Source organism: Alkalibacterium sp. AK22 (assembly GCF_000585255.1).
Classification (GTDB): Bacteria; Bacillota; Bacilli; order Lactobacillales; family Carnobacteriaceae_A; genus Alkalibacterium.
In genome coordinates this window covers 1-22,441 of record NZ_JANL01000009.1, presented here as the reverse complement: position 1 = coordinate 22,441, position 22,441 = coordinate 1, and the positions used below count along the sequence as shown (strand labels likewise).

The following is a 22,441-nucleotide window of genomic DNA, read 5'->3' as shown; positions in this document are numbered from 1 at the left end:
GTTGACGCGCAAAGGTGATTTGCGGCGCAAGTCGGGACTACTTTCTTTCGAGTTGCGCCTCCCAAGGGCTTTATGGTGGTCATCCTCGCTGCAGGCGAGGATGGTCCTAACTGAAAGAAGTCAGTAGCCGGTCTGCCAGTCGTATTCCATGTGTCTAGCGGTATTGGCTGCAGTATCGACTCCGAGCTGGTCGGCTACAATGTGTAGCGCCATTTCGATGCCGGCAGAGATCCCGGCTGAGGTAACCAGGTGGCCCTGGTCCACGAATTTTACTTCCCGGATCACTTCGGTTGCCGGAAAACTCTCTTCTAACCGGTCCAGCGCGGTCCAGTGAGTCGTGGCCTGCTTGCCTTTTAGCAGACCGGCTTCTCCCAGAATAAATGAGCCGGTACAGACCGAGGTCATTTTTTTAACCTGGGTATCCTGCTTTTTGACCCAGTCGATGATAACCGAATTCTTGCTTTCCACTTCCCTCGCCCCGTAGCCTCCGGGGATTACCAGGATGTCCAGGATTGGATGGTCTTTTATGGAATAGTCCGGGACCACTTTCAGACCGTTACGTGCTGTAATCATCTTCCCTGTCTCGGAGAGGGTGACCACATTGAACGGCCTGCCTTCATGTTCGTCTCGGGTCACGGAAAAAACTTCAAAGGGTCCGGCGAAATCCAGTACTTCAACATCGTCAAAAAGCAGGATCCCGATTGTCTGTGTCATCATCGCTGTCACTCTTTTCTTTAAAGGATGCTTTCAGTTGCAGCGCTGCTTTATGGCTAAAGCCTGCGCTTGACTTTAGATGCTGGTTGAACAAGCTCTTTGGCAGCAGGCGCTTTTAGGCGCAGAAGCTGGTTTGCTGGCCAAAAGCTTTTGATTTTTGCTTGTCAGTTTGGCTGTCAGTTTATTCGCCTTGCTGCTGGGTCAGGATTTGCGGGCCGTCTTTGGTGATGGCGATGGTGTGCTCATACTGGCAGCTGAGGCCACCGTCCTGGGTGCGGGCTGTCCAGCCGTTGGCGTCCATTTGGGATTTCCAAGTGCCGGTGTTGACCATGGGTTCGATGGTGATGACCATACCTTCTTTGAGGCGTCCGCCTTTGCCAGCTTCACCGTAGTGGGGAACGCTTGGCTTTTCGTGCAGAGTTGGACCGATGCCGTGGCCGATAAATTCGCGGACCACAGAGAAGCCTTCTGCTTCGACAAAGGTCTGGATGGCATGGCCGATATCGCCGATACGGTTGCCCAACTGAGCGGCTTCGATTCCTTTATACAGGGCTTCGCGGGTGACTTCCATCAGTTTTTTCATATCAGCTGACGGTTCGCCGACGCTGTAGCTCCAGCAGGAATCCGCCAGGGCACCGTTGAGATTGATGACCATATCCACTTTGATCAGGTCTCCCTGATTAAGAACGTCTTTTCTTGGGAAGCCGTGACAGATTTCATCGTTGACGCTGACACAGGTGGAGTATTCATAGCCCTGGTAGCCTTTTTGTTCCGGCGTGGCGCCGTGCTGCTTGATCAGCTTGTCAACATAATTTTCGATGTCCATGCCGGTAATGCCTGGTTTGATAAAGTCTCTCAGTGCTTCGTGGATCTGGGCCAGAACGCTGCCGGCTTCATCCATTGCTTCGATTTCTCTTGGTGATTTCAGTGTAATCACGGGTTCATTCTCCTATCTATCATTTCATCTTTATAATTATAGCGAAAAATGAAGCCGGACTAAACCTTTTAGCTTAAATTGTCTATGAAAGATGCGGACTTAGGGGCTGGTGCAGACTTATTTAGGCTTCTTTCCCTGCATACTGATGAGGATGGTTCGGCTCGTAGTGAATGCTTTTAGCTACGCCTTTCCTCGTGTAATGTGTGTTTAGCAGCCGGTTGAGGCGCTTGTTTTTTGGATGCAGGCCGGTCCATTCTGCCACACTGCGAGTCGTGATTGGTTTATTTGGAAATAAAAATCTGAACTGTTCTATATTGAAATAGAGGGTCTCCTGCATCGACGCTTTGTGTCTGCACTGTCTGCAGTATACTTTACGCTGTGTGACCGTCAGTTTCAGACTGCTGCACTTGAGGCAGCTCAGTCCTTTACTGCATTCCTCAAAGGTATAGGCGGGTAGGACCTTCTGGTAAGGGACTTCCTGTCTTTGGACAGACAATAGCTTATCAGCCAGGTAGTGAGCCATTTTATCCAAGGCTTTGGTCTGCTTGGACATGCAAGTCAGGTGGGCTATGATTTGAGCCGGAAAGATAAAGGGATCTGTTTCCGATGATAGATAAAGATGAAAATGGGGGTGTATGAACATGACAAAGCTTTCAAACGTTCGGTCAATCCCCCAGTCGTCCAGCATTCTCTCAATAAGGGCTCCTGTACGCGAGAGCTGAACCGTTGGATTTCCAAGTGGTTTCCCTGATGCTGTCTGCAACTGTCCGTTCAGCATAGTAAAATTACCCTGGTAATTTTTTATTTCATAGAGGATCACCTTGTCTGAGGTAATGACCAGTGTATCGATCTGACAGCTTTTGCCTGAATAAGATAGCAGCAAATCGTTTAAAACCAGTGCTTCACACATCAGATATTCCTTGATTAAATCGTCAAATTTCCTTTCTCCCTCCCATCCTTTCTGCTGATTCAAAAGTTCCAGCCGAGTCTCCTGACTGAGCTTCAGCCGTTCATTCAAATAAGTCAGGCCAGTAAACCACTGGCTCGCTTTTCGGTCTTTAATAATATCCATTTTTTCGCCTCCTTATATATATACTGTCGAAAGAAACGAAAACTCACTAAATTAAATGAGTTTTTTAAGCGGTGACATCCTCGCTTCATGCGAGGATGTTCCTTATAAGCATTCGCTTCCCTAAGGCTTGGAGGAGCGGCTCCACAGTGAGAGGATTCCGACTTGCGCCGCAAATACCGTTTGCGCGGCAACTCACACTAAGGGCGCCTCCGACTTGCGCCGCAAATACCGTTTGCGCGGCAGCTCACACTGGGGGCGCCTCCGACCTGCGCCGCAAATGCCGTTTGCACGGCAACTCACACTGGGGGCACCTTCGACCTGCGCCGCAAATACCGTTTGCGCGGCAACTCACACCGGGGGCGCCTTCGACCTGTGCCGCAAATGCCGTTTGCGCGGCAGCTCACACTGAATCTGCTCCGACTTGCGGCGTAAATGCCGTTTGCGCGGCAACTCACACTGGGGGCGCCTCCGACCTGCGCCGCAAATGCCGTTTGCGCGGCAACTCACACCGGGGGCGACTCCGACTTGCGGCGTAACAGGTCATACTCGTCCAAGACGAGTATGGTCCTCCTATTTTACTCCGGGCTGTTGAAGAATGAGCCAGCTCATTCTTTCATTCTTTCCTTCCTTATAAAAAAACCTTCTTTCCTGAGAAAGAAGGTGACTTTATTGAACGGTTTTATGACTCGGGTGTAATGAGTTCGAGCTGCAGGCCTTGGGTCTCGAACAGTTCGATTGTGCGGTCGGTGCGTTTGGCATTCCTTGGGATAGTAATAACCATGTCTTCCAGGGTGCTGTATCCCGCAAACAGGTCGAGCTCTTCTGCTGCGATGCCTACCGGATTGCCGTTCTGGTCCAGGTAGTAATCATCCCGATCATCTGACTCGTCTACTCGCAGTGTGTGCATGCCTCCGGTCGAACCGAATTGCTCAAATGCTTCCTGACTCATCACAATCAGGTCATATTCCCCCGCAGATGAATGTGCCTGAAAACGTTCAGTCAGCCTTCCCATGAGACTAAAGTAGACATAGACCTCTTCTTCCTCACCATCTACGCCAAAAAGCTCCCGAAGCTCATCTTCCAGTTCCTGTTCTTCGCTGATTTCACCTTCATCACCTAACACGGACATATGAAAATAAGCCTCCGGCTGGTCAGCTGTTTCGTTGATCAAAAAAACAATCGTTGATACAACTGCCACAACTATCAGCAGATGCCATTTGTGATAATCCCACAAGTAAGCTAGCTTGTCCTTCAAAGGATCCTCTGACTGCAGTATTTCTTTGTACTTCGTTTTTGCCACTGTACTCTTCCTTTATTTTAAAATATTTACACTTTATCATAGCATGAAAAAAAGTATATTTTGAGAACTTTCCACAATCCTTTTCCTCTCTCCTCGTCCCTGGATGCCAGTCATGCGCCTAATTGCTGAACTGTCTCTTATAAATGGAGACCTTTTGCCCATATAAAAAAGCTTTATCACCTGTTCGCTCATACGGGCTAAAGATGAAAAGCTTCATTTATTTTCAGTTCGCAAACTCCAAGTCCAGACCCTGGGCTTCAAAAAAATTGCGGATTTGTTCTTGCCGCTGAGCATTTTGAGGAATCATCAGAATCAGATCACTGGTCGTCTCATATGCTTCGAACTGAGGAACCTGACTGGCATGAATACCAATCGGTTCATTGTAGGCATCTGGGTGATAATAGGCTGATTGATCTACATTACTAAGTCTGAACGGCTGCATCGTCTTAAATTCGGCATACTGTTCAAAGGAGGATTCATCCATCAGCAGCAGATCATATTCCGCTGCGGACAATTGCGCCACAAATCGTTCAGCCAGCTGCCCATGCGGTGTAAATGAAACAAAGACGGTCTCATTCATTCCTTCCGGCTGGAGCAAAGTGGTTATCTCTTCTGCCAAGGGTTCTTCCTCTTCAAGGTCCACCTCTGGGGCCAGCACCGCTACATGAAAGTAAGTCACTGGCCGGTTCAGCCAGTCCTGGAGCAAAAAGATGCCCACGCCCAAAGCCACCAGCACTGTCAGCAAGTGCCAACGATAATAATGCCACATGTAACTGAATTTTTCCTTCTTTGATTCATCTGACTTCAGTATTTCTCTTACTTTAGTTTTTGCCATTGGCCTCTGCCCTCTTAACTTATGCAAATTGACTTTCTTTAACAGTTTAGCATACGAAGAAAACGGATTCAATCTCTGTCTGACACCTACAACTGGCCGGCTATTTTTTTGACAAGGTCAGCTGTAAACTGGTCACTTGCTCTGCTTGCCGTATTGGGCTGTTCGTTCAGCTGAGAAATATACGGAGCTACGGTCTGTCACTGTGTAGCTAGGATAGCCCCGTCTCAGTATAGTTTAAGATAAAAGTCAGTCTGCTAAGCAGGCGTCACTGTTGTTGTCGCCTTTCTCTATCATAAGCTGGCCGGTGCGCTTATTCGGGAACGAATACGTCCATATGTCCAGCCAGCACTTCAACTGTAACAGGCAAACTGTCCCCAGCGTCCCCGTCGACATTGGTGACTAGCTCCTTGTTGGAGTGACCGGCTAGAGCAATCTGACCTTTTTTGAAGCGCCGATACAGTATATTGTCGTCCTCAGTTACCTTGCCTGCAAACACTTTAGGCAGTAGATTGACTTTTTGCGAGAGTGTCTCTGCTTTCACTACAAGCAAGTGCAAGTATCCGTCATCGACTGCAGCATCCGGGATCATGGTCTGAATTCCCGCAATCGAATTGGACAGCGCAACCAGTACCAGAAAAGACTCTTCAGCAAGCGCTTCTCCATTTAAATCAAATACAAACGGATAGGCATCGTCTTGGTTCAAGACTTTTACGCTTTCCATAACGTAAGCAAGTGTTCCCCACCGGGTCTTTTTTTCGATGGGTACTTCGTGAACGGCATCTGGGATAGAACCTATTGCTACGATGTCCACGAAATACTGATCGTTCACTTTTCCTATATCGATTGTTTTTTTCTTGCGCTGCGTCAATTGTTGAATAGCTTTTTTAGGGTTCATTGGTATATCCAGCACTCTTCCCAAGTCATTGACTGTTCCCAGTGGAATGAAGCTGAATACCGGACGGTCCGGTTCCGGTGCGATACCGTTTACGCATTCGTTGACAGTGCCGTCGCCTCCCAGGGCATAAATGGCATCCACTTTCTGGCGACAGGCTGCTTGGGCAAACTGTGTCGCATCTCCCGCTGCTTTGGTCCATTTAATCTCTACAGTGTCGTACATTTTCTCCAGCTCTTTTTTGACCTCGGGTCCAAACTTTTCACCTTCTTCTTTTCCTGAAGTAGGGTTAACTATCACTATTGCCTTTGACACTGCCATCGACTCCTTTGTCATTATCTTAAGTCACAGTTTACTTTAAACCTTTCATTTAGTCGAAAAAAAAGGCTTTAAGAAAGAGGAAGCGCCGCCGTTCAGCTTAGCTTGCTCTTTTTTAAGCCTTCTTTCTCAAACCTTTTTATTTTAAAGTGTCTGCCCGTTGCTTTCAATCACGGTCTTGTACCAGAAATAGCTGTCTTTCTTGTAGCGTTTAAGTTCCTTTTCGTCCAGCTCTTCACGGTCGACGTAAACAAAGCCGTACCGCTTTTGATAGCCGTTCATCCAGCTGAGCAGGTCTGTGTAGCTCCAAGTGCAGTAGCCTAAAACGTCAACGCCGTCCGAAATGGCCTCCTGGGTAGCTTTGATGTGGTTTCTCAAAAAATCAATGCGGTAGTCGTCATGGATGGAGCCGTCTGCTTCAAGTGAGTCGTAGGCGCCCAGACCGTTTTCCGTGATTAGAATTGGCATACGGTAGCGGCTGCTGATGCGTCTCAGGCCGATGCGCAGACCCATCGGATCAATAGCCCAGTCCCAGTCGGTTTTTTCGACATAGGGATTTTCAGTTGTTTTAAAGACCCCCGGCAGTCCACTGTCTTCCTGTGTTCCTTTTTTACCGGTCGTGTTGATTTTGCCGGCCGATACGCCGTTTAGCGGATTGTGCTCAACGGTCGCTGTCTGATAATAGTTGACCCCCATAAAATCCGGTTTCGCTTCTTTTAAAAGATCCATGTCTCCTGGCTCGATGGTCGGTGCTAGGTCACGGGCTTTCAAGTAGTTCCAGACTGTTTTCGGATATTCACCAAAAGCATAAACGTCCATCCACCAGTGCGCATTGAAGGCTTCGTTGTTTTCAGCAGCCAGCTGATTCAAGGGCTGACTGTCCTTGGCATACGTCGGTCCGTAAGCAAAACTCGGCCCAATCTGACCTTCGATATGCAGTTCTCTGAACTTTTTGATCACAGAGGCGTTAGCCAGATTGGCGATATGGTTAGCTTCATAGAGGCGCTTTTCATCCTGAACATTTGGCGGGTGGGCAGCCATACGGTAGCCCAGTGTGATGAAGATATTCTGTTCATTTAGACTCACCCAGTATTTCACTTTTTTGTTGTAGCGCTTGAAGAGAATCTCAGAATAACGGGTAAAGTCTTCAATGACCTGACGGCTTTCCCAAGCGCCATATTTATCCAGCAGAGCCTGCGGGATGTCCCAGTGATAAAGAGTCAAAACAGGTTCAATGCCGTATTTGAGCAGTTCGTCGATCAGCTGATCATAGAACGCCAGTCCTTTTTCATTAACCTCACCGTCGCCGTCCGGGATAATCCGGCTCCACGCAACAGAAAAGCGGTAGGCTTTCAGTCCTTGCTCAGCCATTAAGGCTACGTCTTCTTTAAAGCGGTGGTAGTGATCGACCGCGACTTCACCGGTCGTCCCCTTGAAGGTTTTTCCGGGAATCTTTACAAACCGGTCCCAGACTGATTCGCCTTTGCCGTCTTCCTGTGCTGCCCCTTCAACCTGGTAGGCAGCGGATGCTGACCCCCACAGGAAATCGTTTGGAAAAGCGCTTAATTTTTCATGATACATCTCTTCACTCCTTATCTATTTGTTCATTTAACAGTATAACTGACTGGGTGACAATTACAATTTGTTTCTGTTTAAGGCTCATCTATTCTTTGTGTGTTTCTACGAGACAGCCTTGCTTTGTGAAATGAAATGCCCACGATCTGTAAAGTAAACCTATACCGTATAAGGTATATGTCCCTGATCTGATGTCTTTTAAACAATCTTTGTGAAGGTTATATATAATTGAATTCAACAAGTAAACATGGTATGCTTTTTGAGACTAATGTCTATCCTAAGATGATAGAAAGGACGAAAAGGCTATGCCTAAAGTAATGATCGTATATGCCAGTTTGACAGGCAATACGGAAGAATGCGCCGAGATTCTGGAAGAAGCCTTCAATGAGCTAGGTGCGGAAGTGGAACTGGTGGAGAGTGTATTTGCCGATCCGGAAGACTTCACCGATGCCGACATCGTTCTCGTGGGAACCTATACGTACGGAACGGATGCCAATCTGCCTGATGAGATTGTGGACTTTTATGAGGAGCTGGAAGATGTCGATCTAACTGGCAAATTATATGGAGTCTTTGGTTCCGGTGATACCTTCTATGAAAAATACTGCCAGTCTGTAGATGATTTTGATGAGCAGTTCGCCTTGACCGGTGCGGTCAAAGGTGCAAATAGCGTCAAGGTGAATTTAAATCCAGAAGATGAGGACCGGGACAATCTAGTGGCCTTTGCCAAAAGGCTTATGATCGCCTTTGAGAACTGATGCTTCCCTTGCCGGCTTTAAACGCCAACAGGGTACGAGCGGTCCACCGCCGTTTTCAATCACTATGACTTTTTCTTTTCAGAGCAGACCCTTCTGCTCTGTTTTTTTTGTGCTGATGAATACCGCAGCTGCCTTTGTGTTTAATTAGACAGCTTAAGACAAAAATCCGGACCGCTCTTTAACACCCGCTTGACACTTGTGTAAAGGCTTTTATTTGAAGAGCTGTACTCACTTCTTTTATACTTAAACGACTAACTAAAAGAAAGCAGGCTAAGCACATGACTTTGACAACGACTTATCAGATGCATAATGGTCTTGAGATTCCTATTATCGGTTTCGGCACGTGGCAGTCCAGTCCCCAGGAAGCTATGGATTCAGTTTTGTGGGCGCTGGATACCGGCTATCGGCATATTGATACAGCAGCAGCTTACGGCAACGAAGCAGCTGTCGGGAAAGCAATCCGCGAAAGTGGCGTTTTTCGAGACGATATTTTCCTAACCACCAAGCTGGCCAATAAGCACCATGGCTATGAACAGACTAAAGCTGCCATTGACAACTCCCTTGAAGAGCTGGACTGCGGTTATATCGACCTCTACCTGATCCACTGGCCTAATCCAGTTTACTCAAGAGACAACTGGGCAGAAGCCAACGCTGCCAGCTGGAAAGCCATGGAGGAAGCTGTTGATGAAGGTAAAATCCGCTCGCTTGGTGTGTCCAATTTTCTGCCCCATCACCTTGAACCTTTGATGGAAGCGGCTCGAATTCAGCCAGCTGTCAATCAGATTCTTTTGAACCCCAGTGATATGCAAAAAACTGTCACACAATTCAACAAGGAACACAATATTGTATCTGAAGCGTACAGTCCACTGGGTACGGGGCGCATTTTTGATGTCGAAGAGCTCCAGAATCTGGCACACAACTATGGGAAAAGTGTGGCTCAGCTCGTTTTAAGGTGGAGCCTGCAGCACGGCTTTCTTCCTTTGCCTAAGACGGTGACCAAGGAGCGGGTTGCTGAAAATGCTGATCTGTTTGATTTTGAAATCAGTTCTGAGGATATGACTGTCATCGATAAGCTTAAAGGTCGTGCTGGACAGGCCAAAGATCCTGACACGATTGAGTTTTAAAGAGCTGGATTAAAGACAGCCAAAAAAGCCCCTGACGTCAGCATGGACTGACGACGGGGGCTTTAGTCTGCTCTTTTTGACAAAGTGGTTATGCCTGTTGCTTAGATTCCCAGACCTTATAGGAGTGGGTCACGATGCTATCTATTTTTTGAATCAAGTCTCCTTCATCCATCTGATACTTACCTTGCGCTGTCAGGATGGCAAAGCCGTGCACGACCGGCCACATGACGTCAAGCAAGCTGTGAACCTCTTTCTCATCTTTATCGGCCAAAGCGTCATGACGGCTAGCAACCGTCTCCATACAACTATATACAAAATCATGCAGTGACAAAGCCGGTATCTCCCTGTCCATGAACAGCACGGAGAACAGCGTCCCCTCATTATGTGCAAAATATATGTAGTTGGCACAGACATCGCGCAGTCTCATATGTGTGTTTTCCGTCTGAAAGATTTCCTTATTCAAGTAAATCTTGATATATTCTGTCAGGTGACATTTCAAGTCGTCCATATTCTTGAACTCCTTGTAGATCGGCTGTGTAGAGGCATTCAAGCTCTCAGCAATCTTTCGGGCTGTAAAACGGTCAAAATCGTCCTGTTTCATCAGCTCTAAAGCAGCATCCAAGATATGGTGCTTGAGTATTCTCCGTTGTCTAGGCATAAAGGCTCTCTCCCTGTAAAGTTGTTAATCTTATATTCAAATCAACAGATGATATCATTATTGTAACATGTTAAACATTATTATTAAAGGTCTATCAATTGCATACAAGTGTATGTACAAAATAGAATAACATGTATAATGCTTTAAATAAATACTTTTCTCATATAATCTAAATGACAGCTGCATTAAAAGTTGATGGCTGTCGTTTTAGATTGTGACAATCTGTCATCTGTGCTAATATAATGATGGTATTTAAATTGTAGGAGGAATGTACATGGTATTGCAACATTTTGAGGAAAATCTAAAAAAATATGCTGATTTGCTTGTCACAACTGGCGTTAATGTCAGCGAAGGACATACTGTCGTTTTAAGCGTCGATGTGGACCAAGCTCCTCTCGCTCGTCTGATTACTGAAGCGGCTTATGCAAAAGGGGCAAAAGAAGTAATCGTCAAATGGACAGATGACAGTGTCACCCGTTCGACGTTCAAGCATGCACCTAAAGAAGTGGTGTCTGATGTTCCTCAATATAAAGTTGACGAATCTTTGGATCATATTGAAAAAGGGGCCAGCCGCATCAGCGTCCGTTCATCAGATCCAGATGCCCTGAAAGGTCTGGACAATGAAAAAATCGCTGCAGCTCAGGCTGCTAACGGTCGCGCCTTCTCTGCTATGCGCAAAGCTACCCAGTCAAACAAGGTTTCTTGGGTTGTGGCTGCGGCTGCGGGTGAAAAATGGGCTGAGAAAGTCTTCCCGGAGCTGGACACAGCAGAAGAGCGCGTAGACGCTTTATGGGATGCTATCTTTAAAGCTATCCACCTGTATGATGAAGATCCTGTTGCAACATGGAACGAGAAGGATCAGACACTTGAAACCAAAGCGGAAGAATTAAATAAAGAGCAGTTCGTTGCTTTACACTACACTGCTCCAGGTACAGATTTGACAGTCGGCTTGCCGAAAGGTCACCGCTGGGAAGGTGCCGGCAGCTTGAATGTCCGCGGCGAACGCTTTATGGCTAACATGCCGACCGAAGAAGTCTTTACTGCGCCGGATGCCAACCGCGTGGACGGCGTTGTCGTGTCAACCAAACCTTTAAGCTATGCAGGAACAGTCATCGAAGACATGGCGTTCCACTTCAAGGATGGTAAAGTCGATAAAGTGACTGCCAAACAAGGCGAAGATGTCCTACAGAAACTGATTGAAACCGACGAAGGCGCAGCCCGTCTAGGTGAAGTGGCTCTAGTACCGGATGCTTCTCCAATCTCACAGTCCGGCCTAACTTTCTTCAATACTCTGTTCGACGAAAATGCCTCCAACCACCTAGCACTCGGTTCAGCCTATGCCTTCAACCTGGAAGGCGGCACAGAGATGTCTGAAGAAGACTTGAAAGCAGCTGGCCTAAACCGGTCTGATGTTCACGTCGACTTCATGATTGGCTCAAATGAAATGGATATCGACGGTATCCGAGAAGACGGCTCCCGTGTTCCTGTTTTCCGCAAAGGTGAGTGGGCATAACTCTTTCATGCCGAGGCGAGGCCCACGCCTCGCTTCCGAACGAAAGTTCTTCGAAAATATTGAAATAGAAAAGCAGTACCCGCTTTAGCGGGTACTGCTTTTTACGATGATTAGCTGGTTTCTATTTTACTGCTGCCTATTTGCTTACTGCTGTTTTTGCGTCTGCTGAAGTGGGGTGCAGCCTGGTCGACTCGCTGGGCGCTACTTGCTCGAGTGGATGCACTAGACTGTTTGCGGGTCGACTCGCTGGGCGCTACCTGCTCAAGTGGATGCACTAGACTGTTTGCGGGCCGACTCAGCTGGCTTTAACTGTTTCAGTTGGTATAGCAGGATGAACCGGCTCATAAGCCCCGGTCCGCCAGCCCATTTATCAGCTCAAATCTCTTTTCCGTTTCCACTGGCCCTTATTTAGAGCAGATAAGTCATCAGATGCTCACCGTTTGCCGGGTCAATAGCCCCTGTATCTTTAAAGCCATACTTCTCATAAAAAGACCAGGCCGCTTGATTGTCCGGCGTGACGCTGAGAATGATTTTTTTAACCGTCCAGTTCTTTTTAATGTGCATCACAGCTGCATTCATTACCTCATAACCAAGTCCACGTCCCTGATGCTCTTTTGAAATCATGATTCGGTCAAGCCAAATGGTCTGTTCCTCTGAATCATAATCTCCAATCATAACAAACCCAATCAGTGTCTTCTCCGCGTACACACCATACGGGTGCCACTTCAAAGAACGGTCGTAGGCGGCTTCCAGCAGCGACTGCCGGTTTGACTCGATATAGCTTTTCTGGTGCGGCTCAACTTCCAATGAACTGACTGCTTCCCAGTTATGCTCGTCTACCTTTTTCAGCTCGACCATGCTTCCATTCCTTCCTTATATCTTATTGGCCCGTCTGATCTTCTTCAAGTGCCCAGGGCAGTGCCTGAACCATCGACTCGGCCCAGAAAGTCCAGTTGTGCTCCCCCGGCTCTTCCATATAGGTATGTTCAATCTCTTTGGATTTCAGCCAGTCGTGAAGTGCACGATTTTCCCGGAACAAAAAGTCCTCGGTCCCGCAAGCTAGGAAGAGTTCAGGCTTGTCTTTGCATTTTTCAATCAGCTGATACACATCCAGGTCATTCGGCACATCATCATAGCTCTTGCTGCCGATCAGCTGCCAGATACGCTGATTGATTGGACCTTTTTCAGACAAATCATGGTAGGGATCATGTTTTTTAAAGACCCGGCTAGACAAAGCGATTACTTTCCCAAACGTCTCGCTGTAAAGGTAGCCGTTTCTCAAAGCCCCATAACCGCCCATCGAAAGCCCACCGATAAAGGTATCTTCTTTCTTGTCGGACAAGTGAAAGAGCTTGCGGGTCTCCTCCACCAGTTCACGGGCAATGAATCGTCCGTAGTTGTCGCCATTGGGATGGTCGACATAAAAACTGTTTTCCCCCGCCGGCATGATTACAGCGATATTGTACTGGGTCGCCCACTTCACAATCCGGCTGTTTTGAATCCAGTCTTCATGATTCCCGTCCCAGCCGTGCAGCAGATACAGGGTTTTGAGAGGTCCATTGCCTCCCTTGACCGGCGTCGGGTCATACAGAGACTTGGTTGCTGTGGGGATGATAGCTGTAAAACTTACTTTCCGCATCAGTTCAAACGACTGAAAGCTTGCTGTCACTGTTGCCATTCTCTGGTCTCCTCTATAAGTAAGGCTTCAAAGTCAGCAGTGGCCTAGCCACTTGATCCTGAAACCCTCTCATTCATTTTTTTCCTTACCGATGTCTCCCAAGCTCATAGTCCTTAAGCAGACACTTCTTCCCCGTTCAGGATCACTTTGTAAGTCAGGTTCGCTTTCAGGGAATTTGCCACCGAACAGTACTTCTCATCACTTAGCTTAACTGCGCGCCAGACACGACTGGCCGGAACGTCTCCGTCCACATGCACTGTGATTTCCACAGCAGTAAAATATTTTGGCGACTCGTCGTTACGTGTGCCGTCGGTTTCAATCTCCATGCGCGTCATCTTGTCTTGGTAAGGCTTCAGAACCATATACATGTCGATCCCCATGCAGCCTGCCAATCCACCTAGCACAGCCTCCATCGGTGAAACGCCGCTGCCGTCACCACCGACTTCCTTGCGGGCGTCCATACGCAGCTCATTGCCGTTTGGATTGGTCATCGTAAAAGCTAGATTGCCTTCCCATTTCGTTGATACTCTCATTTACTGTCACTCACTTTCTTTTTAGTTGATAATTCCAGTATAAGATAAACAGACGCTTCACGCTATGGATTTATCCGGACCGACCGGGTCGCATTTCAAGGAAGAAGCCGGCAAAAGCCGATATCCTTATCGTCACTGCTGACTGACTATCCTGACTACCCTTATTTCTCTAGCAGCTGGTCCACACTCGACCAACTGGCCTAAGAAAAATGCTGGTACCATGTGCCTCGCCCGGTGTGTATCTATAAGATAGGAGTCGCCTCCCCGGGCGACTCCTTCACATAATCAGCTTTTCTTTGAAGCAGGGAGACGCTTAGATGACCGCTCCTTCAATCAAGCTGGCTTTATTTCAAGCTGAGAGCCCTCTGGGTAGACGCTCCTTCTATTGAACAGGCCTTATTTGAATCAGAATATTAAAAGGAACAGCTTCCAGCCGGCTTCGTGTCATAAAGTCGGCTGTTGTGCTGTTCCATGAAAGGGGGGATAAATTAAGTTAGTTCATTTGGCGAATCATTTGCTGAAAGCGGTAGTCCTGTCCGTATTCTGGGAGGAAGGAGGACAGGCCTTCTGCTGTCAGGGCATCATAAAAATGCTGGGGTGAAAAAGTATGCCAGGGTATAGTCAGTTCTGCATCAACGACTTGCGCAATCTCAACGAGAGCTTCTCTTGTGGCATGGCCACTGGCTCCAAACGACTGAAAAGTAATCTGCGCTTCTTCCAGGAAGTCCAGCATGAGCTGATAGCGGGGATCGTAATCCCCTAGTGGCTCCCCATTGCTGTGCAAGTATAATGCTCCAGAAAAGGTGCCAAGCAGTTCTAGGTTTTTGAAACTATTCTGCAGAACGAACGCTTCTGGCTGCTGGTGAATGGCTTCGATTGAAATGCTTTCGGTTTCAAGGTTGGCCATTACTGGATCTGAAGCTGTTTCAGCCAGAATTGTCCACTTGCGGCCAGGATAAAATCCGGACAGAACGTAAGCGTAGGGGGCTTCCCAGACCATGGTTCGTTTACTCGCAGCCACACAGTCTTCGATATCCAGAAGCCGTTCGACATTGCGAATGTATGGGTTAATGGCTAGCAGGCCTGCTTTTTCGTTTTCCAGCATACGGCTCAATTCAACACGCAGCGACTCTTCCGTATAGACTGGCTTGTCAGAAAGTTTCTCGTGTGTATTCAGTTCCGATTCATCAAAGCTGAAAGAGGTGCCTTCAATCAGCAGGACATCTGGCTGCCAAGCATTGGCTTTCATTGCCCAGTTCATAACGCGTTCGGGATGTCTGCCGTCCAGTCTGAAGTCTCCAGAGTGAATCAGCTTCACATCCGGTGACTGGATAAAGAAGGCACAGGTCCCTCTTGCATCGTGATCGCTCAGATGGGCTTCCACACTCACATCTCCAACAGTCACCACTTCGCGCTCTTTAAAAGATTTCACTGTACAGGCCACGCTCACATCCTCTTCCACAGCAATCAGCAAGTGAAACAGCTTGTAAGAATCTTCTGATAAATAAACGGTAGTATCTTTGGGCAAAAAGCGCAGGCCCCCCATATGGTCCAGGTGCAAATGGGAAATAAACAAAGCGGTTTCCTTGGTGTTTTCTTCGGCACCTTCTAGAAGCAAGGACTCAAACCCGTTTGTATCGTACAATCCAGGGACAGGGGGAAGCGTTCCTTTAGCGATTGCCTTCTCCAGTTCTGATCCTGACTTTAACGGATCTTTTGTATTATCGGCCACAGCTAGACCAAAGTCACAGATAACCCGGGCCTTTTCGGTTGATACTTCAACGATATTGCCGCCGATTGTTTCTAGTCCGCTCCAAAATCTGGTGTTTGTCATCCAATCTTCCTTTCCAATCTTGCTGTGGTGCAAGGCGGGACTTTCTTGGTTCAGGCATTAGTAATGAACATGGTGCCTGAACCTTTGTTTTAAATCCCTTTTTAAGCAGCTGTCATAAAAATTTAGTTGTTGGCTTCAATAATAGCTTCTGTTTCTTGCTGGAGTGACTCCAGAACCGACTGAGGCTCCATGCCGGATACGGCTACATCATCCATTGCATCGACCAGGACATTTCTGAACTGACCATGTCCGGCAAATGTCGGAGAAGCCATTCCGTAGCTGAGCATACGGTTTGCTGCCTGTTGCTGCGGGTTTTCTTCCAAGAAAGCCATGTAATCTTCGTCTTCAAGGGCAGATTCACGGATCGGCACATAACCGGTAGCCATTGCCCACTCAGCTGTATTTTCTGGCTGAAGTAGAAACTCCATGAAGGCAACATATCCGCGCTGCTCTTCTTCCGACGCAGATGCGTACAGTCCCAATTCATTACCGGCAAAAAGTGTCAGGTTTTCATCATTGAAAGTCGGAATCTCAGCTGTGCCCCAGTCCAGGCCGTTTTCGTCAGCAACCGGCTGGACGTGAGCGATTCCGGCGGATGATCCGATGTAAAGTGCGGATTCGCCACGGCCAAATGGTCCGGAGAAGAAGCCGTCTTCACCGGCTGTGCGGGCAAAGCCTTCCTCAAACATGTTGACAATGAATTCCAGTGCCTCCACACTTTCCGCTGAGTCGATTTCGACAGACAGGGTGTCGCGGTCGATAAAGTTGGCCCCGTTTTGGCGAGCCATTGTTTCAAATTCCATTTCAAAGCCGTTTTCAAATCCCATGGTCACACGGTCATCTCCGGCATCAGTCATTGCTTCAGCCAGTTCAATAATCTCATCCCATGACTGCGGCACGTCAAAGCCGTACTCGTCCAGAATTCCCTGGTTGTAGTACATTAAACGGGTAGATTTGGAGAATGGCATAGCGTATTTTTCACCATTATACACGCTGGTCATCAAAAAGCCGTCAAAAATATCATCGAGTGTGTCTTCTGACATGCCATTTGAAGTTAAAAAATCTGTCGACAGTTCAACCAGCAAGCCGTTTGAAGCCATATCCGGCACATCTGAGGCAGTCAGTTGAGACATGACCGGTAAATCACCGGACACCCCAGCTCCCATCACGGACTGACTCAGCTCAGCATAGCCTCCCTGCCCCTGTTCATTGATGTAAAAGTCATCCTGTGATTCATTGAAGCGGTCAGTCAGAGCCGTGATTGCGTCCTGGTGAGGGCCATTCATGGCATGCCAGAAGTCGATTTCTACAGTTTCTGTACTTTCAGGTGCTGCTTCGCTTCCAGTATCATCGGAAGCGGCATCTGCTTCAACGCTTGCTGTATCAGTCTCTCCACTGTCGCATCCTGCGAGTGCCAGAGCACCCATTGCCATAAGTCCTGTTCCATAACGTAACCATCTTTTTTGCCTTTGCATTGATCAATCTCTCCTCTATTTTCACTTTTATAGTTTAACGCTTAAGTTGTGGTGCCTGTCATACTGTCAAAAAGACTGTGAATCAGCCTTTGATGCCTGCTTTGCTGACGCCCATGATGATGTAGCGCTGCAAAAAGAGATATATCACGATCATTGGAGCCACTACAATTGTTGAAGCTGCCATCAGCAGCTCAAAGTGCGTGCCGGCTTCGGTCGTGAAAGCCTGGAGTCCGACGGGAAGCGGTCTGAGCATGCGGTCATTGGTCACAATTAGCGGCCACATGAAGGCGTTCCAGCTGCCGATGATCTTTAAAATCGTCACAGCCACAATCGCTGACTTGGACAGCGGAACCATGATGGTCCACAGAAAGTTGAAGTCGGAGCTGCCATCCACTTTGGCCGCATAATACAGTTCATTGGGCACAGACTCGAAATTCTGCTTGAGCATAAAGACGGAAAACACACTCGCCAAGTAAGGCACAATCATGGCCGAGTAGGTATTGATCAGTCCAAACCGTGATAAGGTCAAATAGTTTGGAATGATTAGCAGTTCGCTCGGGACCATCATCGTAGCAATCAGCACCGTGAACAGAATGTTCTTGCCGTAGAATTTCATTTTCGAAAAGGCAAAGGCTGCCAGAATCGTCGTGAACAGTTCTCCAAGCGTCGAGACCGTTGTAATAAAGACACTGTTCAAAAAGTAGCGGCCAAAAGGGGCCACTTCAAAAGCCCGGGCGTAGTTTTCAAAGCGCAGAACGCTTGGCCACCAGACCGGCGGCATGGCAACTGCTTCGGCTGGCGTTTTTAAAGAGGTCGATACCATCCAGATAAACGGAATCAACATCGAGACCGCTCCGATTGTGAGCAAGCCGTATGCCAGACCTTTCAGCAGCCACTCGCTTTTAACTGACGACAGGCCTGCCGACTTCTTTACAGTCAGAGGTTTCAGCTTAATTGGCTGATCTGTTTCTCTTAGTTCTTCCAAAGTGCATGCTCCTTTTTAATAATGTACAAAGCGTTTATTGAATGCCATCTGTATCAGGGTGAAGACCAGGATAATCAGGAACAAAACGATGCCTGCTGCCGCTGCAATCCCGAACTGATTCTCTTCGTAAAACTTCTGAAAAATGTAGTAGACGACGGTCAGAGCGGAACGAGCCGGACCAGGTCGACTTTGAAATAGGGCATAGACTTCATCAAAGACTTTAAAGCTGTTGATGACGCCCATCACGGACACAAGAAAAGTCGTCGGTCCTAAAAGAGGGACCGTGATGTTGAAAAAGCGGCCCATTTCCCGGGCTCCATCAATTTTTGCTGCCGAATAGTAATTCTCGTCAATATTATTCAATCCCACCAGAAACAGTATGATATTGAAGCCGAGGCCTCTCCATACTGACATAATGACGAGCGCCAGCATGGCGTAATCCGGATCAGTAATGAAGGCCACCGGATCGATGCCGAACTGGCCCAGGAAATAGTTCATCAAGCCGAATCTGCCATGATAAATCCAGCTCCATACAATCGAGATAGCTACCGTCGATGTAACAAAAGGCAGGAAGAAAATCGAGCGGAAAAAGCTGGACAGAAACTTGATCTTGTTCAGCATCAAAGCAATACCTAAAGACAGGACAATCGATGTCGGTACAACTCCCAGAACAAAGATAAAGGTGTTTCTGATCGCCAGCCAGAACTGGGCATCATTAAATATCGTGATGAAATTATCCAGTCCGTAGCTGTTTACGGTATTTTGAAAAAAATTGTAGTCCGTATAGAAGCTCATCATGAAGGACCGGAAAATCGGATAAATATTGAATGTCATGATGATAGTCAGCATCGGTGCCATATATATTAGCGCCTTGAAGGTGGACTTAAGTGTGGCTTTTTCCGTCATACCGCCGCCCCCACTCTGATAACCTGGCCCTCTCCGTCAAAATAATGCACCGTATCAGGATGAGCAGACAAATGGATGGTTTCTCCTTCTTCCGGAACAATATCCAGATCAGTGGCTACGCACTCTTTGTCGCCATCGATGACATGGACCGTTGTATCTTTACCGATACGGGCCACGTGACTGACGGTTCCCGTGAACAGTGCTTGGTCAGCTGTATGCACCTGTCTGATATCTTCTGCCCGTACACCTAGAGCTGTTGCCGAAGAGTGGCCATTTTGACTCAGCTTCAAACGGTCTCGAAGAAGTGAGTCGGCTCTTAAATCAATCGTATTGATGACCGGAGTCCCGAGGAATTCTGCTACAAATTTATTGACCGGACGCTTGTACAAAGTGATCGGATCACTGTACTGCTGGATGCTTCCTCCGTTGAGGACCATGACTTCATCTGAAATACTTAACGCTTCTTCTTGGTCATGTGTGACAAAAACGGTTGTTACGCCCGTTTCCTGCTGGATACGTCTGATTTCTTCGCGCATTTCGATTCGTAGGCGGGCGTCCAGGTTGGACAGGGGCTCATCCATAAGAAGAATGGACGGCTCCTTGGCCAGGGCCCGGGCAATGGCTACTCGCTGCTGCTGTCCGCCTGAAAGTTGCTTGGGTTTCTTGTCGATGTGATCACCGATCTGAACCAGCTCGGCCAGTTCCTTGGCCCGCTGCATGCGTTCTTTTTTAGGGCGTTTTTCCATTTTTAACGGGAACATGATATTTTCCAGTACCGTCAGATGCGGGTAGAGGGCATAATTCTGGAAAACCATTCCGACTTTACGTTTCACAGCATCTGCCTTGGTTACTTTCTCATTTCCGAAATAGATATCGCCTTCTGTTGGAAAAGCCAGACCGGAAATCAACATTAAGGTCGTAGACTTTCCGCAGCCGCTGGGGCCAAGAATGGAAACCAGCTTGCCCTCTGGAATGTCAAAACTGATTTTATCCAGGACATCTCTATCGCCGTACGTCATTGTTACTTCGTCAAATGTTACCTTCACACTCGTCACTCCTTAACTGTTTAAACCTCTTGAGTGGCAGCCTTGGTCTCTGTTACTGCGTTTATTTCTCAACAGTTATTAGTTTAGCACCCTTATGTAAATCTGCTGTAAATTACATGTATATAAATCATCTTTTTTCTGTTTATCTAATCAGATGCTCTAAAAACAGGCTTTATATATTGTTTCAATCTCATTCAGGATGTGTTCTGCTTACTGATCTAATCGTTCGCTTGTGCGCTCTCGTATATGGAAAAAAAATCACTCATGCCCCCTTAACTGAAGCGATATCCGAACGCTTTCTCCCGTGCGCGACCAATACATCGGAAGATGGCTTCAAGGCTATCACAGCAAGGTTTTCTGAACTTTTGTATTTGATGAAAGCTTGCTAACAGTTCTCTCTTTCTCATTGACTGAAGACCGTTTGCATCGTATGATGTCAGGTGGACACATTCTACTAAAAGAGGGTTTACATGAAAAAAATTAAACTAACGTATTCACTGATTGGTACATTCTTTATCAGTTTTGCTGTTTCCTTTCTGCGGCTGGCAGATTTAGGGACCGATCCTTATACAACATTCAACTTGGGGGCCAGCGGCGCTTTAAATATGGGCTTTGGCGTCTTTATTATGATTTCCAGCCTACTTGCTCTGATTTATATTTACTTCAAAAACCGCGCACTGGTCGGAATCGGCACTCTGTTCAATATTTTTATTGTCGGGAACTTTTCAGATCTGACTTTGTCCGGATATGCCATGGTCTTTCCTGAACCAGAAGCGATGGTGGTGCGAATCCTCTTCTCCCTGCTGGGGCTGGTCTTCCTATCCAGCGGAGTTGCGCTCTACACCGAAGCCAAGGAGGGCGTAGCGCCTTATGATGCACTGCCAATCATTTTGATGGACCAGTCAAGCGGCCGCCTAACCTACCGTCTGGCGCGTATGATTGTTGATATTTCACTTTCCATCATTGGCTTGCTGCTGGGAGCGACTGTGGGAATCAATACCATCGTGACCGCCTTCTTCCTCGGGCCGTTTATCCAGTTCTTCCGCGACATTTTCCGTAAAAAACTGGATACCCAAGAACTTAACTATTCAGCAGAAAAGTAAGAACGACAGGTGAAAAAAGCGCTGACCTTTAAGGTCCAGCGCTTTTTGTGTGTAAACGTACTGACAGACCACACTTAACTACTGTGCCCGCCGGATGGGATGAAAAGCCGGCAATATTTGAGCACAGTATTGGATGAGTCATTTTTAAAATGTCGTTTCTTCTCTGCTTTTCAAGTTAGCGACTGGCCTCTTTTTGTACTATAATCAGATTAACTTGTCACATCCATGGAGGTTTTTTATGCGATCTTTTCGACTATACAATATGAGTATTCTTACCCTGTCTGTTTTGTCGATTCTACTTATCATTTTGGATTTGCTCTCAGTGGTGTCGCTAGAGCAGCAGCCCTACTTCACAATCGATTTGATCTTTGTCGGTATCTTTGCAGCCGATTATCTTTACCGGCTCAAGCTGAGCCAGCACAAAAAGGAATTTGTTCTGCATAATGGTTTCGACTTGCTGTCAATTATTCCCTTTTATTCCTTTTTCCGTCTTTTTCGCCTGTCCAGAATCTTCAGACTACTGAGGTTTACCCATCTAATCCGCTTTTCACGTTTCACTCGCCTCTTCGGCCTTAAGATGCGTTCACAACGAGAAATTCAGTCAATTTTGCATACAAATGGTCTGATCTACGTCCTCTACCTCAGTATCATTTTGATTCTGTTCAGCTCTACCCTTTTTTCTGTAGCTGAAGAAATCAGCTTTTCTGAGTCCCTCTGGTGGGCCATCGTCACTGCCACAACAGTCGGTCATGGTGAGATTTACCCGCTTACGTTAACTGGTCGGCTGGCTGCCGTATTGCTGATGTTTTTGGGTCTGGGTCTGATTGGTGTCCTGACCAGTGCACTGACCACTCACTTTAGTCAGAATAAGTCCCGAGAAATTAAAAAAATCAATGCTCTTGAAGATAAAATAGACCGCCTGCTCGAAAAAATAGACCGCCTTGAAGACCGGCTGGATTAAGAGCCTTTAGATATGATAAAAGCCCGCTTTCTGGCGGGCTTTTTCTGCTTACTACCTGTACCTGATTTTTAGTGGCTCTTGGCCGGTGGTTTATGGAAGTTTGAATCCAGGAAGTGAGGTGAGGCGTGCCTGACGTGCAGGCGACGTATGACTACTGAGCGGCAACTCCATCCACCTTCTCTCCCACTTGCGCCGCAAATCCACTTTCCGCGGCAACTCCATACACC

General features: G+C 47.3%; 21 protein-coding genes. 5 read left to right on the top strand and 16 right to left on the bottom strand.

The window, feature by feature from the left end; translation table 11 throughout:
• Positions 1-120: 120 nt before the first annotated feature.
• The 7 genes from ADIAL_RS02080 to ADIAL_RS02050 form a co-directional block, all read right to left on the bottom strand.
• Positions 121-717: a DJ-1/PfpI family protein gene (locus ADIAL_RS02080; protein ID WP_034299476.1), complete on the bottom strand. Its 597-nt coding sequence runs from the start codon at positions 715-717 to the stop codon at positions 121-123.
• A 178-nt stretch (positions 718-895) separates the two neighbouring features.
• Complete coding sequence (gene map / locus ADIAL_RS02075; RefSeq protein ID WP_034299473.1) at positions 896-1,651, bottom strand: type I methionyl aminopeptidase; 756 nt, start codon at positions 1,649-1,651, stop codon at positions 896-898.
• A 121-nt stretch (positions 1,652-1,772) separates the two neighbouring features.
• Complete coding sequence (locus ADIAL_RS02070) at positions 1,773-2,723, bottom strand: nuclease-related domain-containing protein (RefSeq protein ID WP_034299470.1); 951 nt, start codon at positions 2,721-2,723, stop codon at positions 1,773-1,775.
• Between the two features lie 679 nt (positions 2,724-3,402).
• Positions 3,403-4,023 carry a hypothetical protein gene (locus ADIAL_RS02065; protein WP_034299467.1) on the bottom strand — a complete coding sequence of 207 codons (621 nt, stop codon included), beginning with the start codon at positions 4,021-4,023 and terminating at the stop codon, positions 3,403-3,405.
• Positions 4,024-4,246: 223 nt separating this feature from the next.
• Positions 4,247-4,858 (bottom strand): hypothetical protein, encoded by a 612-nt coding sequence (locus tag ADIAL_RS02060; protein ID WP_034299464.1) that lies wholly within the window; start codon positions 4,856-4,858, stop codon positions 4,247-4,249.
• Positions 4,859-5,168: 310 nt separating this feature from the next.
• Positions 5,169-6,065: a diacylglycerol/lipid kinase family protein gene (locus ADIAL_RS02055; protein WP_034299462.1), complete on the bottom strand. Its 897-nt coding sequence runs from the start codon at positions 6,063-6,065 to the stop codon at positions 5,169-5,171.
• A gap of 147 nt (positions 6,066-6,212) precedes the next feature.
• On the bottom strand, positions 6,213-7,649 hold the full coding sequence (locus ADIAL_RS02050; protein ID WP_034299459.1) for a glycoside hydrolase family 1 protein: 1,437 nt from the start codon (positions 7,647-7,649) through the stop codon (positions 6,213-6,215).
• Positions 7,650-7,948: 299 nt separating this feature from the next.
• On the opposite strand from ADIAL_RS02050, the gene ADIAL_RS02045 reads away from it, so the two are divergent.
• Positions 7,949-8,398 carry a flavodoxin gene (locus ADIAL_RS02045; RefSeq protein ID WP_034299456.1) on the top strand — a complete coding sequence of 150 codons (450 nt, stop codon included), beginning with the start codon at positions 7,949-7,951 and terminating at the stop codon, positions 8,396-8,398.
• Positions 8,399-8,676: 278 nt separating this feature from the next.
• On the top strand, positions 8,677-9,522 hold the full coding sequence (locus ADIAL_RS02040; RefSeq protein ID WP_034299453.1) for an aldo/keto reductase: 846 nt from the start codon (positions 8,677-8,679) through the stop codon (positions 9,520-9,522).
• An 88-nt stretch (positions 9,523-9,610) separates the two neighbouring features.
• Here the strand turns inward: ADIAL_RS02040 and ADIAL_RS11000 are convergent, their stop codons facing one another.
• Complete coding sequence (locus ADIAL_RS11000) at positions 9,611-10,180, bottom strand: TetR/AcrR family transcriptional regulator (protein WP_051503647.1); 570 nt, start codon at positions 10,178-10,180, stop codon at positions 9,611-9,613.
• A 274-nt stretch (positions 10,181-10,454) separates the two neighbouring features.
• Between ADIAL_RS11000 and ADIAL_RS02030 the strand changes: the two genes are divergently transcribed.
• Positions 10,455-11,693 (top strand): aminopeptidase, encoded by a 1,239-nt coding sequence (locus tag ADIAL_RS02030; RefSeq protein WP_034299450.1) that lies wholly within the window; start codon positions 10,455-10,457, stop codon positions 11,691-11,693.
• Positions 11,694-12,101: 408 nt separating this feature from the next.
• Here the strand turns inward: ADIAL_RS02030 and ADIAL_RS02025 are convergent, their stop codons facing one another.
• From ADIAL_RS02025 to ADIAL_RS01990, 8 genes are all read right to left on the bottom strand, one after another.
• Complete coding sequence (locus ADIAL_RS02025; RefSeq protein ID WP_034299447.1) at positions 12,102-12,551, bottom strand: GNAT family N-acetyltransferase; 450 nt, start codon at positions 12,549-12,551, stop codon at positions 12,102-12,104.
• 22 nt (positions 12,552-12,573) lie between these two features.
• The gene (locus tag ADIAL_RS02020; RefSeq protein WP_034299444.1) at positions 12,574-13,371 is read right to left on the bottom strand and encodes an alpha/beta hydrolase; all 798 of its coding nucleotides are present in this window, start codon (positions 13,369-13,371) and stop codon (positions 12,574-12,576) included.
• A gap of 113 nt (positions 13,372-13,484) precedes the next feature.
• Positions 13,485-13,904 (bottom strand): OsmC family protein, encoded by a 420-nt coding sequence (locus tag ADIAL_RS02015; protein ID WP_034299441.1) that lies wholly within the window; start codon positions 13,902-13,904, stop codon positions 13,485-13,487.
• A 493-nt stretch (positions 13,905-14,397) separates the two neighbouring features.
• On the bottom strand, positions 14,398-15,738 hold the full coding sequence (locus ADIAL_RS02010) for an MBL fold metallo-hydrolase (protein WP_034299439.1): 1,341 nt from the start codon (positions 15,736-15,738) through the stop codon (positions 14,398-14,400).
• A 122-nt stretch (positions 15,739-15,860) separates the two neighbouring features.
• Positions 15,861-17,213 carry an ABC transporter substrate-binding protein gene (locus ADIAL_RS02005; protein ID WP_034299436.1) on the bottom strand — a complete coding sequence of 451 codons (1,353 nt, stop codon included), beginning with the start codon at positions 17,211-17,213 and terminating at the stop codon, positions 15,861-15,863.
• Between the two features lie 82 nt (positions 17,214-17,295).
• Positions 17,296-18,057, bottom strand: a complete 762-nt coding sequence (locus ADIAL_RS02000) for a carbohydrate ABC transporter permease (protein ID WP_051503649.1) — start codon at positions 18,055-18,057, stop codon at positions 17,296-17,298.
• Between the two features lie 156 nt (positions 18,058-18,213).
• Positions 18,214-19,104: a carbohydrate ABC transporter permease gene (locus ADIAL_RS01995; RefSeq protein ID WP_034299433.1), complete on the bottom strand. Its 891-nt coding sequence runs from the start codon at positions 19,102-19,104 to the stop codon at positions 18,214-18,216.
• Positions 19,101-20,150 (bottom strand): ABC transporter ATP-binding protein, encoded by a 1,050-nt coding sequence (locus tag ADIAL_RS01990; RefSeq protein WP_034299430.1) that lies wholly within the window; start codon positions 20,148-20,150, stop codon positions 19,101-19,103. Before ADIAL_RS01990 ends, ADIAL_RS01995 begins: the two co-directional genes overlap by 4 nt.
• 470 nt (positions 20,151-20,620) lie before the next feature.
• Between ADIAL_RS01990 and ADIAL_RS01985 the strand changes: the two genes are divergently transcribed.
• Together ADIAL_RS01985 and ADIAL_RS01980 are read left to right on the top strand one after the other, a co-directional pair.
• Complete coding sequence (locus ADIAL_RS01985) at positions 20,621-21,253, top strand: YczE/YyaS/YitT family protein (RefSeq protein ID WP_051503646.1); 633 nt, start codon at positions 20,621-20,623, stop codon at positions 21,251-21,253.
• Positions 21,254-21,491: 238 nt separating this feature from the next.
• Positions 21,492-22,214 carry a potassium channel family protein gene (locus tag ADIAL_RS01980; protein WP_034299427.1) on the top strand — a complete coding sequence of 241 codons (723 nt, stop codon included), beginning with the start codon at positions 21,492-21,494 and terminating at the stop codon, positions 22,212-22,214.
• Positions 22,215-22,441 lie beyond the last annotated feature (227 nt).

What these genes read in the sequence shown, in the direction of transcription:
- ADIAL_RS02080 (WP_034299476.1), bottom strand. Translation starts at nt 717, where the DNA reads ATGATGACACAGACAATCGGGATCCTGCTTTTTGACGATGTTGAAGTA.
- ADIAL_RS02070 (WP_034299470.1), bottom strand. Translation starts at nt 2,723, where the DNA reads ATGGATATTATTAAAGACCGAAAAGCGAGCCAGTGGTTTACTGGCCTG.
- ADIAL_RS02060 (WP_034299464.1), bottom strand. Translation starts at nt 4,858, where the DNA reads ATGGCAAAAACTAAAGTAAGAGAAATACTGAAGTCAGATGAATCAAAG.
- ADIAL_RS02050 (WP_034299459.1), bottom strand. Translation starts at nt 7,649, where the DNA reads ATGTATCATGAAAAATTAAGCGCTTTTCCAAACGATTTCCTGTGGGGG.
- ADIAL_RS02045 (WP_034299456.1), top strand. Translation starts at nt 7,949, where the DNA reads ATGCCTAAAGTAATGATCGTATATGCCAGTTTGACAGGCAATACGGAA.
- ADIAL_RS02040 (WP_034299453.1), top strand. Translation starts at nt 8,677, where the DNA reads ATGACTTTGACAACGACTTATCAGATGCATAATGGTCTTGAGATTCCT.
- ADIAL_RS11000 (WP_051503647.1), bottom strand. Translation starts at nt 10,180, where the DNA reads ATGCCTAGACAACGGAGAATACTCAAGCACCATATCTTGGATGCTGCT.
- ADIAL_RS02030 (WP_034299450.1), top strand. Translation starts at nt 10,455, where the DNA reads ATGGTATTGCAACATTTTGAGGAAAATCTAAAAAAATATGCTGATTTG.
- ADIAL_RS02025 (WP_034299447.1), bottom strand. Translation starts at nt 12,551, where the DNA reads ATGGTCGAGCTGAAAAAGGTAGACGAGCATAACTGGGAAGCAGTCAGT.
- ADIAL_RS02020 (WP_034299444.1), bottom strand. Translation starts at nt 13,371, where the DNA reads ATGGCAACAGTGACAGCAAGCTTTCAGTCGTTTGAACTGATGCGGAAA.
- ADIAL_RS02015 (WP_034299441.1), bottom strand. Translation starts at nt 13,904, where the DNA reads ATGAGAGTATCAACGAAATGGGAAGGCAATCTAGCTTTTACGATGACC.
- ADIAL_RS02010 (WP_034299439.1), bottom strand. Translation starts at nt 15,738, where the DNA reads ATGACAAACACCAGATTTTGGAGCGGACTAGAAACAATCGGCGGCAAT.
- ADIAL_RS02005 (WP_034299436.1), bottom strand. Translation starts at nt 17,213, where the DNA reads ATGCAAAGGCAAAAAAGATGGTTACGTTATGGAACAGGACTTATGGCA.
- ADIAL_RS02000 (WP_051503649.1), bottom strand. Translation starts at nt 18,057, where the DNA reads ATGTTGATTCCGTTTATCTGGATGGTATCGACCTCTTTAAAAACGCCA.
- ADIAL_RS01995 (WP_034299433.1), bottom strand. Translation starts at nt 19,104, where the DNA reads ATGACGGAAAAAGCCACACTTAAGTCCACCTTCAAGGCGCTAATATAT.
- ADIAL_RS01985 (WP_051503646.1), top strand. Translation starts at nt 20,621, where the DNA reads ATGAAAAAAATTAAACTAACGTATTCACTGATTGGTACATTCTTTATC.
- ADIAL_RS01980 (WP_034299427.1), top strand. Translation starts at nt 21,492, where the DNA reads ATGCGATCTTTTCGACTATACAATATGAGTATTCTTACCCTGTCTGTT.